Here is a 14748-nt window from a genome sequence, read left to right as displayed (position 1 = left end):
TTGTTAAAGAGGATAATAAGCGGAATATGCCTTGTGGCAATTGCCGTTCCATCATTGTATTTTGGTGGCTGGCTGTTATATGCGGTATGTCTTATGGTAGCACTTATAGGTAATTTTGAATTGTTAAGGGTCACCAATCTTCAAAAGACACCATTGGGAATATGTGCATATGCGGCAACAATAGCATATTTTATAAGCCTTAACATAGCAGAGCATAGATATACTACGCTAATTCTTGTAGTAACATTTCTTGTTATGATGAGCGTGTATGTATTCACGTTTCCAAAGTATAAGGCGGAAAATGTTATGTGGGCATTCTTTGGAATCATATATGTAACCGTGATGATAGCTTATATATATGAAACAAGAATGTCAGATAATGGAATATTTATTGTGTGGCTTATATTTATTGCTTCGTGGGGAAATGATACATTTGCTTATTTCACAGGAGTGTGCATAGGAAAGCACAAAATGGCACCTGTGTTATCACCTAAGAAGTCGGTTGAAGGTGCAATAGGCGGAGTGATTGGTGCAACAATACTCGGTGCGGTATACGGAGCTTTAGTAAGTTCTAAAATGGCAGGTGTTATTGATAATTCGTCTGTGGCATTTGCAGTAGCAAGCCTTGCAGGGGCGTTATTGTCAATAGTTGGTGACTTGGCGGCATCTGCAATTAAGAGAAATTATAATGTTAAAGATTATGGTACATTAATTCCGGGACATGGTGGAATTATGGATAGATTTGACAGCGTAATATTCACAGCACCGGTTGTATACTGGGCGATAATACTGCTTAACAGTATAGGACTTTAAAGTTACTATAGTATAGATTAGGAAAGGGTGTAGATAATGAGAGGAATATCAGTTCTAGGTTCGACTGGTTCAATAGGAACTCAGACTTTAGATGTTATTAGAAGAAATAAAGATATAAAGGTTGTTGCACTTGCAGCAGGAACAAGAGTGAAAGAATTAGCAGAACAGGTAAGGGAATTCAGACCATCTTTGGTATGTATTGGAACTGAAAAGCTTGCGGGCGAGTTAAAGCTTCTGCTTTCAGATATTGATGTAAAGATAGTGTATGGTGATGAGGGACTTATAGAAGCGGCAACACATAAAGAAGCTGATATTGTTCTTACGGCCGTTGTTGGAATGATGGGCATTGTTCCAACGATTAAAGCAATTGAAGCACATAAGGATATTGCACTTGCCAATAAGGAGACACTTGTAACAGCAGGACATATTATAATGAAGCTTGCTAAGGACAATAATGTTAATATATATCCTGTAGACAGCGAACATTCAGCGATATTTCAGTCACTTAACGGCGAATATCCTAAGGAGGTTGAAAGAATACTTCTTACAGCATCAGGTGGTCCATTCAGAGGAAAGAAAAGAGCTGACCTTGTAAATGTGACAGTTGAGGATGCACTTAACCACCCTAACTGGGCTATGGGAAGAAAGATAACGATAGACTCATCAACTATGGTTAATAAAGGCCTTGAGGTAATGGAAGCACAGTGGTTATTCAATGTTCCATCATCTAAGGTCACAGTGGTTGTACAGCCACAGAGCATAATACATTCTATGGTTGAATTCATTGACGGAGGAATAATGGCACAGCTTGGAAGTCCTGATATGCGCCTTCCTATACAGTATGCCCTCTATTATCCTCATAGAAGAGAGCTTAACACTAAGAGAGTGGATTTCTTTGAACTTGGCAATATTACATTTGAAAAGCCTGATATGGATACATTTAAAGGACTTAAGCTTGCTTATACAGCTTCTGATAAGGGCGGTAACATTCCAACAGCATTTAATGCGGCAAATGAGCTTGCAGTTGCAAAGTTCCTTGACAGAAAGATAAAGTATCTTGATATACCTGATATTATAGAGTATGCAATGAATGAAGTACGTTATATTGATAATCCGTCTGTAGACGAAATATTAGAAACAGAACAGACAGTCTATGAAATGATAGAAAACCGTTTGAAGAATGGAGGAGCAGAGTGGTTATAAATATAATATTAGCGATACTTGTATTAAGCATAATCATAATTATACACGAGTTTGGACATTTTATTGTAGCTAAGGCAAATGGAATTACAGTTGTGGAATTCTCACTTGGATTTGGACCTAAGCTTATACATTTTAAGAAAGGTGAAACAGAATATAGTCTTAAGCTGCTTCCTTTTGGTGGAGCCTGTATAATGCTTGGTGAGGATTTCTTAGAGGCAGATGATGATGAGCAGGAAGATGCAACAGAAGGCAATAATACTGGCAAATCTGGAAGCGAGTTGGATAATGACTTTTGCAATGGTAAAACAGCAGAAGATAATGGCTTTGGAAATGCTTCAAGGTATTCATCTGATAATACATCGGCTGGAAGCTATATGTCTGAGAAGAAAAAGCAGGAAGCACTGGAAGCTGGCTATGATATGTCCAAATCATTTGCTAATAAATCAGTGTGGGCAAGGATTGCAGTTATAGCAGCTGGACCAATATTTAACTTTATACTGGCATTTGTCTGCTCGGTTGTAATTATTGGAAGTATAGGCTATGACCCTTGTATGGTTGATGTTGTATATGATAATTCACCAGCGGTAAGTGCAGGGCTTCAGGAAGGTGACAAGATTATAAAGGTTAATAACCAGAAGATAACATTTTACAGGGATTATTCTTTCTATAGGGTGTACCACGCTGATGATACTATGAATATAACATATGAAAGAGATGGACAGAAATATACAACAACTCTTACTCCTGAATATGTTAAACAGCAGAAGTACCAGATGGGTGTTACTTTAGAGCAGAATGGGACAATAGCAGGCGTATCTGACGGAACACCAGCACAGAAGGCTGGGATTAAGAAGGGTGATATAATAACAGCGGTTAATGGCGTTGCAGTTGACGGAAGTACCAAGATTATTGAGCTTGTAGGACAGTGTAATGGCGAGAGTGTTGATATTACAATAAACAGAGATGGTAGTACAATGCAGTTAAATGTGACACCGGATTCTGTAGAGAATGAATATTACTATACAGGCTTTGCAAGTTATGGGGCAAGACAGAAGGTTTCGCCTATATCAGTAATCGGCTATGCATTTAAGGAAGTTGGATATAGTGTTAATACTGTAGTTAAGAGCCTTGGAATGATGTTTACAGGACAGGTGGGGATTAATGATCTTTCTGGTCCTGTTGGAACAGTAAGTGCTATGAGTAATATTGTAGAAGAAAGCAAGGCTGATGGAACATTTTATGTAATCCTTAATCTTTTAAATCTTGCAGGACTTATAAGTGCCAACCTTGGCGTTATGAACCTTCTTCCAATACCGGCACTTGATGGCGGGAGACTTGTATTTCTTATACTTGAAGTATTAAGAGGCAAGCCGGTCAAGAAAGAACACGAGGGTATGATACATTTTGTTGGTATGATATTCTTATTTGTTCTTATGATATATGTTATGTTTAAAGATATAAGAGGACTTTTTTAATTAAGAAATGAGGCTTAATATGTATAGAGATAATACAAAGGTTGTAAAAATAGGCAATAAGTTAATCGGTGGCGGCAATCCTATAATGATTCAGTCTATGACTAACACAAGAACTGATGATGTTGAGGCAACTGTCAGCCAGATACTGGCTTTAGAGAAAGCAGGCTGTGATATTATAAGATGTACAGTTCCAGATATTAATGCCGCTAAAGCAATCAAGGAGATTAAGAAGCATATTCATATTCCATTGGTTGCAGATATACATTTTGATTACAGAATGGCAATAGAGGCAATTAATAATGGTGCTGACAAGATAAGAATTAATCCAGGCAATATCGGTGGAACAGATAAGATTAAGGCTGTTGTAGATGCTGCCAGGGCTAAGAATATCCCTATAAGAGTAGGGGTCAACAGTGGTTCACTTGAGAAAGACCTTATAGAGAAATATGGCGGTGTTACAGCCGAAGGACTTGTTGAGAGTGCACTTGATAAAGTAAAGATTATAGAAGATCTTGGTTATGATAATCTTGTTATAAGCATTAAATCGTCAGATGTAATGATGTGTGTTAAGGCACACGAACTTATAGCAAGGAAGACTAATTATCCGCTTCACGTTGGAATTACCGAGTCGGGTACGTTATTCAGCGGAAGCATTAAGTCATCAATAGGTCTTGGGCTTATATTAGGACAGGGCATAGGTGATACAATAAGAGTTTCACTTACAGATGACCCTGTAAAGGAGATAGAGGCAGCTAAGCTTATTCTTAGGACACTTGGTTTAAGAAAAGGTGGTATTGAGGTTGTATCTTGTCCTACCTGTGGAAGAACTAAAATTGACCTTATCGGTCTTGCCTCAAAGGTTGAGGAGCTTGTTAGAAACTATGACCTTGATATTAAGATAGCTGTTATGGGCTGTGTTGTAAATGGCCCTGGAGAAGCTAAGGAGGCTGATATAGGAATAGCAGGTGGTGACGGCTGTGGTGTTCTTATAAAGCATGGCGAAATAATTAAGAAGTTTGAAGAAGATAAACTGTTAGCAGTGCTGAAGGACGAATTAGATAATTGGAAAGACTGATTATTATTATCCTTTGGCAGAAGGTGTTGGTTAAAGATGCGTAGATTTTTTGAAGTATTTAAGACATTAAAACTGCCAGAGGATATTGGTATGTATATGGAAAATGTTGAGGTTACGAGAGTATCCAAGACATCAACGAACTCATTGGCGAGAGTATACATAAAGAATGACAGGGTTATAAGCAAGAAGATAATATACAGGGTAGAAGATGCCCTTAAAAAGCAGATATTCCGTATACAGAATATGGATGTAAGAATTATAGACAGATATAATCTGTCAAAGCAGTATACGCCACAGACAATAATGGATGTGTATTATGACAGCATATTATTTGAATTGGAGAAATACTGGACACTTGAGTATAATCTTTTAAAGAATTCAACGTGGGAGTTTGAAAAGGATGACCTGCTTGTGCTTACATTAGAGGACGGATTTCTTGCAAGAACCTATGCAGATGACCTTAAGGAATATTTTCAGCTTATATTTCTTAACCGTTTTGGCTTTGAGATAGATGTTGAATATAAGTATGTTGCCAAGCTTGAGAAGCGTTATGAGAAAGAAAATGAACATAAGCTTAATCTTAGAATTAAGCAGATTGAAGATAACTTTATGGCAGCAGGCGAAGAAGCCAAGAGCGATAATGGGGCAGAGAAGAACAAAAAGTATGCCGAACAGAAAGCTAAAGCCGCTGCATTTTTTAATGAAAGAGGAGCTTCTGGAAAAGATCTTACACGTTATAGAAAGCCAGCTAATACAGATATATTATATGGAAGGGACTTTGACGATGAAGTTACTGCCATAGAACAGATAGAATCGCCAATAGGTGAAGTTGTCATAAATGGTATGATAAGAAGCATAGAAACAAGAGAGATAAGAAACGAAAGAACTATATTATCTATCGTTGTTACAGATTTTACAGACAGCATTGTAGTGAAAATGTTTGCAAGAAATGAACAGCTTCCAGATCTTTATGAATTCATTAAAAAGGGTAATTTTCTTAAGATAAAAGGCATAGCTTCAATGGATAAGTATGATCAGGAGATTACTATAGCCAATGTGTCAGGAATACGAAAAGGAAGTGATAACAGGTCAGTAAGAAATGACTTATCACTTCATAAGAGGGTAGAGCTTCACTGCCATACCAAGATGAGTGATATGGATGGTGTATCTTATGCCAAGGATATAATAAAGCAGGCGATAAGCTGGGGACACAAGGCAATTGCGATTACTGACCACGGAGTTGTGCAGGCATTCACGGAAGCTTATCACACTATGCAGGATCTGGAGTTTAAGTATAATAAAAAGGGTGAGAAGTTAGATTTTAAGGTTATATATGGTGTTGAGGCATATCTTGTCGATGATACCAGGAAGATAGTAATTAATCCGGCTGGACAGGACTTTAAAGGGGAATTCGTTGTATTTGATCTGGAAACAACGGGATTTTCGGCTTTGGTAGACAGGGTAATAGAGATAGGTGCGGTAAAGATTAAGAATAATGAGATTGTAGACAGATTTTCAACATTTGTTAATCCACAGATACCTATATCTTTTAGAATTGAGAATTTAACAGGTATTAATGACCAGATGGTTATGAATTCAGGAACTATCGAGCAGATACTGCCTGATTTTATAGAATTCTGTAAGGGTTGTGTTATGGTAGCCCACAATGCGGAATTTGATATGAGTTTTATAATTAATAATGCTGAGAAAATGGGGATAGAATTTGCACCTACTTATATAGATACAGTGCTTTTGTCACAGTTCCTTATACCGGCATTACATAATTATAAGCTTGATACATTAACCAAGCATCTTAATGTTGTGCTTGATAACCACCACAGGGCGGTTGATGATGCAGAGGCAACAGCACATATATTCTTAAAGCTTGTGCAGATGCTTTATGAGAGGGATATATATACACTTGATAAGCTTAATGAAGAGGGAACGCTTGATGATGAGTCAATTAAGAAGCTTCACCAGTACCACTGTATAATACTTGCCTCTAATGAGATGGGAAGAATTAATCTGTACAGGCTTGTGTCGGCTTCACATCTGCAGTATTTTAACAGATTTCCCAAGATACCAAAGAGCCTTGTTAATAAGTACAGGGAAGGTCTTATAATAGGAAGTGCGTGTGAGGCAGGAGAGTTGTTCCGTGCTATGGTAAATGGACGATCAGATGCGGAGATTGCAAGAATAGTTAATTTCTATGATTATCTTGAGGTGCAGCCAATCGGTAATAACAGTTTTATGATTGAGAAGGAAGATTATTACGTTAAAGACGAGGAGGACTTAAGAGATCTTAACAGAAGAGTCATATCTTTAGGTGAAAAGTTCGACAAGCCTGTAGTTGCAACGTGTGATGTGCATTTTCTTAATCCAGAAGATGAAATATACCGTAGAATAATTATGGCAGGAAAAGGCTTTGACGATGCGGATAACCAGCCACCACTGTATCTGCATACTACAGAGGAAATGCTTCAGGAGTTCGATTATCTTGGAAATGATAAGGCATATGAGATAGTTGTAACTAACACGAATAAGATAATGGATATGTGCGAGAAGATTAGTCCGGTACGTCCTGATAAACGTCCTCCTGTAATTGAGAATTCAGATCAGATGTTAAGGAATATATGCCATAACAGGGCACACGAAATATATGGACCAGAACTTCCACAGATTGTTACAGAAAGACTTGAGCGTGAGCTTAATTCAATTATATCTAATGGTTACTCCGTTATGTATATTATTGCACAGAAGCTTGTATGGAAGTCAAATGATGATGGATACCTTGTAGGTTCAAGAGGTTCTGTTGGTTCATCTTTAGCGGCAACTATGGCTGGTATTACAGAGGTTAATCCGCTTAGTCCGCATTATCTTTGTCCAGAGTGCTTTTATGTTGACTTTGATTCAGAGGAAGTTAAGAAGTTCGCTGGTGGTGCAGGCTGTGATATGCCAGATAAGGTGTGTCCTAATTGTGGTCATAAGTTAAATAAATTAGGTTTTGATATACCATTTGAAACATTCTTAGGATTTAAGGGTAACAAAGAGCCTGATATCGATCTTAACTTTTCTAATGAATACCAGAGTAAGGCACATGCTTATACAGAGGTTATATTTGGAAAGGGACAGACATTCAAGGCTGGTACAATCGGTACTGTCGCAGAAAAGACAGCGTATGGATATGTTCTTAAATATCTAGAGGAGAGAGGCAGGGTTAAACGCCGCTGTGAAATAGAACGTATTGCTGAGGGCTGTATAGATATAAGAAGAACAACAGGACAGCATCCGGGAGGAATTGTAGTTCTTCCTATTGGTGATGAGATACATTCATTTACACCGGTACAGCACCCTGCCAACGATGTAAAGAGTGGAATTGTAACAACGCATTTCGATTACCATAGTATTGACCATAACTTGTTAAAGCTTGATATTCTTGGGCATCTTGACCCTACTATGATTAGAATGCTGCAGGATTTAACAGGTATTGACCCTTTGGAAATACCACTGGATTCAAGAGAAGTAATGTCTTTATTCAAGGATACTTCGGCACTTGGAATTACGCCTGAGGATATTGGCGGTTGTAAGCTTGGTGCACTTGGAATACCAGAGTTTGGTACAGATTTTGCTATGCAGATGCTTATTGATACTAAGCCACAGTATTTTTCTGACCTTGTAAGAATTGCAGGGCTTTCACACGGAACTGATGTATGGCTTGGTAACGCACAGACACTTCTTAAAGAGGGCAAGGCAACCATATCTACGGCGATATGTACACGAGATGACATTATGATATACCTTATCCAGAAAGGACTTGAAAGTGAGCTTGCATTTACAATAATGGAGAAGGTAAGAAAAGGTAAGGGACTTACACCTGAATGGGAGCAGATTATGAGGGAACACGGTGTTCCAGACTGGTATATATGGTCTTGTAATAAAATCCAGTATATGTTCCCAAAGGCACATGCCGCAGCTTACGTTATGATGGCATGGCGAGTAGCTTACTGCAAGGTGTTTTATCCGCTGGCTTACTACTGTGCATATTACAGTATAAGAGCCAATGCCTTTGATTATGAAAAAATGGCAATGGGAAGGGAACGATTAGAGTATTATATTAATGACTACAAAGCTAAGAAAGCAGACGGCACGATATCCAATGTTGAAGATGATGAGCTTAAGGATATGCGTATTGTTCAGGAAATGTATGCAAGAGGCTTTGAGTTCGTACCTATTGACATATACAAGGCAAAGGCAAGGTCATTTCAGATAATAGATGGAAAGATTATGCCATCATTTAAGGTAATATCCAAGGTTGGTGAGTCTGCTGGAGAATCAATAGAGATAGCCGCAAGGGATGGTGAGTTCTTATCAAAGGACGACCTGCGCCAGAGAGCCAGGATTGGACAGACGGTTATAGAGAAGCTTGGCGAGCTTGGACTTCTTGATGGAATGGCAGAGAGCAACCAGTTATCATTATTTGATGTTATATAGTATTGCATATACATATATAAGTGTGTTATCATCATATAATATATGCGGTTAGAATACGATTATAAAGATGCAGTATATATGTTTAATTAATTAGATGAGGTGAAAAATGTTAAAAAAATATCTTATATGTTTTCTTGTATCAATGGTACCTATTGTTGAACTTAGAGGAGCAATTCCTATATCACAGGGAATGCAGCTTCCATTATTACAGTCATATATAATATGTGTAATAGGTAATATGCTTCCGGTTCCGGTTATATATCTTTTTGCAAGACGTGTTCTTGAATGGGGTGCAGACAAGAAATATATCGGAAAGTTCTTTACATTTTGTATTGAAAAGGGTCACAAAGGTGGAGAAAAGTTAAAGCAGAAGGCTGGGAATGGTCTTTTTATAGCACTTTTATTATTCGTTGGTATTCCAATACCTGGTACAGGTGCGTGGACAGGAACACTTGCAGCAAGCTTCCTTGATATGGGCTTTAAGAAGAGTGTAATTGCTGTTCTTGGAGGAGTATTGCTTGCAGGTATAATAATGGGTATTGCTTCAGCAGGAGTATTTACAGCAATATTTAGTTTTGCATAAGCATAATGTATAATAATTAAAGAATATAATTAATAAATACCGCATATATTCTACAGATTAATGCGTATCCGGTTATGGGACATAAAAGTTGTAGAATATATGCGGTATTATATTTTGTGTAATAGTAAATTCTTTTTATTGCGGTTTGAGATTACTTGTTAATATGTTGCAGATTTTCTTGGTGTCTTTGGTAGAGCGGGTCTTGTTATAGGCTATTCCGTATTGTATTTCACGCTGGTCTGTAATGGGCAGGATGCGGCAGTTATCAAGCGGGGTATCAATGCAGAATTCAGGCAGTATTGCAATGCCATAGCCACATTGTGCAAGAAGCTCACTTGTCTGGCTGTTCTCACATATAAAGTGATAATTATCCTGTGAATGAAGCACGAGCTTTTCCTGTAAAAGATTTCCCTGTGTGAAAGGAATTAAACGCTGGTTAAGCAGTAAAAGGCAGTGTCCTTTTAAGTCATCAAAGGAAATAGCTGACATTGAATGTAAGTCTTTATTATCCTCAGTAGTCTTATTATAGTCGTCAGATATCAAGGCATAGCTTTTCATATTCTTTATAGGCTTGAAAGTGCAATCGGTATTTTCAATCATATCTTTAGTAACGAGCATTATATCTATATGTCCGCTTTCAAACATAGTCTTAAGGCGTGAGTAGTCACGCAGAAACAGCATAGGATATATATCGGGCATACATTTTCTTAGTTCTTTTAATGCTGGTTTAAGTGCCTTTAATTCTGCATTGCTTGTACAGCCAATTCTTATATAGGACAATGACTGGGATACCACATTGGCAATCTTCTTGCTTGAAAGATTAATTCTATTAAGGATATCCTTTGCATCTCCATAGAATTCAGCACCGGCATCGGTAAGCTGTACCATTTTCGGTGTTCTTATAAAAAGTGTTGCACCCAGTTCTTCCTCAAGGCTTTTAATATGGTGTGTGACAGTTGGGGTTGTAAGAAACATTTCCTGTGCAGCTTTTGTAAAATTAAGCTTGTCGGCAACTCTTATAAAACATTCTAACTGCTGGGTAGTCATAAAAACCTCCTTAATTATATTAAATAATCTGCATAATTGATTATAGTTTATAATATATTAATATTTCAAGAGTGCATTAGAAAAAATCTAATGGTGTTGTATTTTTACAAATTCCATTTTTTTAATAATAGTGTTAAAATCGTTCACGCTGATAGGATTAATTTGTCTGTGTACACCAGATGATAATAATTAAGAATAGCAATGTTAATTGGGGAAGATATTCAGCCAGTAACATATGTATAGTAGCAATTGTGTACAGAAAAGAGGAATGATATGGACATTATTAAAAAGCTTTCCCGTTCAATAAGGGAATATAAAATGGTATCAATTATGACACCAGTGTGTATCGTATTTGAGGTAATATTTGAAATACTTATCCCATTTATGATGGCAAAGATGATTGATTCAGGAATAAGTTCAGGTAATGAAAGTGCACTTGTTAAATATGGGACTTTGCTTATACTCTGCGTAATGGCAGGTCTTGTATTTGGTATCCTTTCAGGAGGTCTATGTGCCACAGCTTCGGCAGGCTTTGCAAAGAATTTAAGAAAGGATATGTATTACAAAATTCAGGAGTATTCATTTGCAAATATTGACAAGTTCTCATCATCAAGTATTGTGACACGTCTTACAACAGATGTAACTAATGTGCAGAATGCTTATATGATGATTATCAGAATTGCGGTAAGAGCACCATTTATGCTTATATTCGCACTTATTGCGGCATTTATGACAAGTACTAAGCTTTCATTAATATTTCTTATTGCAATTCCAGTGCTTGGTATTGGACTTTATATAATAGTAAGCAGATCGCATATATATTTTGAGAGAGTATTTAAGATATACGATAATCTTAATGAAGTAGTAGAAGAAAATCTTACAGGTATGAGAGTAGTTAAGTCCTTTGTCCGTGAAGATTTTGAAGAAAAGAAGTTCACTAGGGTATCAGAAGCAATATATAAAATGTTCTTAAAGGCTGAAGGTATTGTTGCATACAATATGCCGCTTATGCAGTTCTGCATATATTCGTGTATGCTTTTCTTATGCTGGTTCGGTGCAAGAATGATAATTACATCAGGAGCTACAGCACTTACAACTGGTGAGCTTACAAGTCTTATAGCTTATGCTATGACAATTCTTAACTGCCTTATGATGTTATCAATGGTTATGGTTATGATTAATATGGCGAGAGCTTCGGCTGAGCGTATTGTTGAAATTCTTGACGAGGAAAGTACACTTCACAACTGTGACAATCCAGAGGATAAGGTAAATGACGGCTCAATCCAGTTTGATAATGTAAGCTTTAGTTATATAGATGATAAAGAAAAAGAATGTCTTAAAAATATTAACCTCATTATTCCAAGCGGTTCAACACTAGGAATTATAGGTGGAACAGGAAGCGGTAAGAGCTCATTAGTGCAGCTTATACCAAGACTTTACGATGTAACAGAGGGAAGCGTTAAGATTGGCGGTGTTGATGTAAGGGATATAGATATCTATACATTAAGAAATGAAGTTGCAATGGTGCTTCAGAAAAATGTATTATTCTCCGGAACTATTAAAGAAAATTTACGCTGGGGTAATAAAGAGGCAACAGATGAAGAGATAATACACGCCTGTGAACTTGCACAGGCAGATCCATTTGTCCAGACATTCCCTAAGAAATATAATACATATATCGAACAGGGTGGTACTAACGTATCAGGCGGACAGAAGCAGAGATTATGTATAGCAAGAGCACTTCTTAAAAAGCCTAAAATCCTTATTCTTGACGATTCTACAAGTGCCGTTGATACTAAGACAGATGCTTTAATAAGAAAAGCATTTAAAGATGAAATACCAGATACAACTAAGATAATAATAGCACAGAGAATATCATCAGTTCAGGATGCAGACTGCATTATTGTAATGGAGGGCGGAAAGATTGATGGCTGTGGAACACACGAGCAGTTATTAAAAGAAAATGCTATATATAAAGAAATATATGAATCACAGACGAAAGGAGATGAGCAGTAATGGCAGGTAATGAGAAAAAGGCTGATATCAGTATGACTGGTAATAAATCAGGGAAGCCATCAATAGATGGAAAGACATTAAAAAGACTTATGTCATATATTGTAGGCAGACATAAACTGACATTTTTTATGGTTGTTGTATGTATACTTATTAGTTCCTGTACAGTAGTAGTAAGTTCATTATTCTTACAGATACTTATAGATAACTATATAACACCTATGTTATCAGAAGTTAATCCATCATTTGCACCATTATTAAAGACAATAATTATGCTTGGATGTCTGTATCTTGTTGGTGTATTATCAACATTTGCATACAACAAAATGATGATTAAAATATCACAGGGAACTTTAAAAGCAATCCGTGATGATATGTTTACACATATGCAGACACTTCCAATAAGATATTTCGATACTCATACACATGGTGATGTAATGAGTCATTATACTAATGATACTGATACATTAAGACAGTTCATATCGCAGGCTCTTCCACAGTTCATCTCAGCAGTTGTGACAATAGTAGTTGTTATTGTGTCTATGATTGTCAACAGTATACCGCTTACAATACTTGTATTAGCAGTAACCTGTATTATGCAGATTGTATCCAAAAAGATAGGTGGGGCAAGTGCAAGGTATTTTATAAGACAGCAGATAACAATAGGTAAGGTTACAGGTTTCATAGAAGAGATGATTAATGGACAGAAGGTTATTAAAGTATTCTGTCACGAGGATGAGGCAAAGTACGATTTTGATAAGAATAACGAAATGCTTTGCAGTGATGCAACTAATGCCAATAAATACGGTAACATACTTATGCCGGCAATCTCACAGTTAGGTAACTTACAGTATGTTCTCATTGCTCTTATCGGAGGATTTCTTGCATTAAGAGGAATTGGTGGGATTACTGTCGGAATGATAGTAGCATTTCTTAACCTTTCTAAGACATTCTGTATGCCAGTATCGCAGATAGCACAGCAGATTAGTATGATAGCTATGGCGTTGGCAGGAGCAGAAAGAATATTCGGACTTATTGATGAAAAGCCGGAAGAAGATGAAGGCGATGTTACTTTAGTACGCGTAAAGTGTGATGATAAAGAACTTAATAACAAAGAAGCCGACAATAAAGATGCCAGAATGGTATTTATAGCAGGTGAAGTTACAGAAACAACTGACAAAGACGGCAGATGGGCCTGGAAGTGTAGGAAAGCTGATAATACAACAGGTTATATACTTCTTAGGGGAAAGGTCGTATTTGATGATGTAATATTTGGATATAATGAGAATAAGATTATACTTAATAATATTAATCTATGGGCTAAATCAGGACAGAAGATAGCATTTGTTGGTGCAACAGGTGCAGGAAAGACGACTATAACTAACCTGATTAACAGATTTTATGATATTAATTCAGGAAATATATTCTATGACGGAATAAGCATTGATAGAATTAAGAAAGACGATTTAAGGCATTCACTTGGCATTGTATTACAGGACGTTAACCTGTTCACAGGAACTATTATGGATAATATAAGATATGGTAACCTTTTGGCGACCGATGAGGAATGTATTAAAGCCGCTAAGCTTGCCAATGCAGATGACTTTATAACAAGACTTCCAGACGGCTATCAGACAGTACTTACACAGAACGGTGCAAGTCTTTCACAGGGACAAAGACAGCTTATATCAATTGCAAGGGCAGCAGTTGCCAACCCACCAGTAATGATTCTTGATGAGGCGACATCTTCAATTGATACAAGAACAGAAGCACTTGTCCAGAGAGGTATGGATAACTTAATGAAGGGCAGAACAGTATTTGTAATAGCACACAGACTTTCAACTGTCCGCAATTCAGATGCCATAATGGTACTTGACCACGGCAATATAATTGAGCGAGGCTCACACGATGAACTTATTGCCGGAAAGGGAACATATTACAGCTTGTATACAGGAGCATTTGAGTTGTCATAGTATTAAACTTGCTGTGAAAAATGTATTACCAAGGCTGGCGGTTATAATTAAGTGAATATTTTATATTTAAGAGGC

Annotated in this window: 9 protein-coding genes; 8 read left to right on the top strand and 1 reads right to left on the bottom strand. The window is 37.1% G+C overall.

From position 1 onward, the window contains the following. From C7390_RS02070 to C7390_RS02045, 6 genes are all read left to right on the top strand, one after another. The gene (locus C7390_RS02070; protein ID WP_022502669.1) at nucleotides 1–813 is read left to right on the top strand and encodes a phosphatidate cytidylyltransferase; all 813 of its coding nucleotides are present in this window, start codon (nucleotides 1–3) and stop codon (nucleotides 811–813) included. 36 nt (nucleotides 814–849) lie between these two features. Beyond that, nucleotides 850–2016: a 1-deoxy-D-xylulose-5-phosphate reductoisomerase gene (locus tag C7390_RS02065; protein ID WP_055174431.1), complete on the top strand. Its 1167-nt coding sequence runs from the start codon at nucleotides 850–852 to the stop codon at nucleotides 2014–2016. Continuing rightward, on the top strand, nucleotides 2007–3491 hold the full coding sequence (gene rseP, locus C7390_RS02060) for an RIP metalloprotease RseP (protein WP_116443517.1): 1485 nt from the start codon (nucleotides 2007–2009) through the stop codon (nucleotides 3489–3491). Before C7390_RS02065 ends, rseP begins: the two co-directional genes overlap by 10 nt. Before the next feature lie 19 nt (nucleotides 3492–3510). Then, a complete protein-coding gene (ispG, locus tag C7390_RS02055; RefSeq protein WP_022502666.1) occupies nucleotides 3511–4566 on the top strand; it encodes a flavodoxin-dependent (E)-4-hydroxy-3-methylbut-2-enyl-diphosphate synthase in 1056 nt (351 codons plus the stop codon). A 36-nt stretch (nucleotides 4567–4602) separates the two neighbouring features. Further along, a complete protein-coding gene (locus tag C7390_RS02050) occupies nucleotides 4603–9057 on the top strand; it encodes a PolC-type DNA polymerase III (RefSeq protein WP_116443516.1) in 4455 nt (1484 codons plus the stop codon). 106 nt (nucleotides 9058–9163) lie between these two features. Next, nucleotides 9164–9640, top strand: coding sequence for a COG2426 family protein (locus tag C7390_RS02045; protein WP_055174436.1), 477 nt, complete (start codon nucleotides 9164–9166; stop codon nucleotides 9638–9640). Between the two features lie 135 nt (nucleotides 9641–9775). Here C7390_RS02045 and C7390_RS02040 read toward each other — a convergent pair whose 3' ends face one another. Then, nucleotides 9776–10687, bottom strand: coding sequence for a LysR family transcriptional regulator (locus C7390_RS02040; protein WP_022502664.1), 912 nt, complete (start codon nucleotides 10685–10687; stop codon nucleotides 9776–9778). Between the two features lie 273 nt (nucleotides 10688–10960). Here C7390_RS02040 and C7390_RS02035 point away from each other — a divergent pair, with 273 nt between their 5' ends. Beyond that, on the top strand, nucleotides 10961–12703 hold the full coding sequence (locus C7390_RS02035; protein WP_022502663.1) for an ABC transporter ATP-binding protein: 1743 nt from the start codon (nucleotides 10961–10963) through the stop codon (nucleotides 12701–12703). Continuing rightward, nucleotides 12703–14673, top strand: a complete 1971-nt coding sequence (locus C7390_RS02030) for an ABC transporter ATP-binding protein (RefSeq protein ID WP_116443515.1) — start codon at nucleotides 12703–12705, stop codon at nucleotides 14671–14673. The genes C7390_RS02035 and C7390_RS02030 overlap by 1 nt, the downstream gene beginning before the upstream one ends. The last annotated feature ends 75 nt before the right edge of the window (nucleotides 14674–14748 follow it).

The organism is Bacteroides galacturonicus (assembly GCF_003096855.1).
Taxonomy (GTDB): domain Bacteria; phylum Bacillota; class Clostridia; order Lachnospirales; family Lachnospiraceae; genus Lachnospira; species Lachnospira rogosae.
The sequence above is the reverse complement of the archived record's forward strand: the minus strand, read 5'-3'. Positions and strand labels throughout refer to the sequence as shown.

Excerpts from the sequence above, each read along its gene's own strand:
- C7390_RS02040 (WP_022502664.1), bottom strand. The coding sequence starts at position 10,687 with ATGACTACCCAGCAGTTAGAATGTTTTATAAGAGTTGCCGACAAGCTT.
- ispG (WP_022502666.1), top strand. The coding sequence starts at position 3,511 with ATGTATAGAGATAATACAAAGGTTGTAAAAATAGGCAATAAGTTAATC.
- C7390_RS02050 (WP_116443516.1), top strand. The coding sequence starts at position 4,603 with ATGCGTAGATTTTTTGAAGTATTTAAGACATTAAAACTGCCAGAGGAT.
- C7390_RS02045 (WP_055174436.1), top strand. The coding sequence starts at position 9,164 with ATGTTAAAAAAATATCTTATATGTTTTCTTGTATCAATGGTACCTATT.
- C7390_RS02065 (WP_055174431.1), top strand. The coding sequence starts at position 850 with ATGAGAGGAATATCAGTTCTAGGTTCGACTGGTTCAATAGGAACTCAG.
- C7390_RS02030 (WP_116443515.1), top strand. The coding sequence starts at position 12,703 with ATGGCAGGTAATGAGAAAAAGGCTGATATCAGTATGACTGGTAATAAA.
- C7390_RS02035 (WP_022502663.1), top strand. The coding sequence starts at position 10,961 with ATGGACATTATTAAAAAGCTTTCCCGTTCAATAAGGGAATATAAAATG.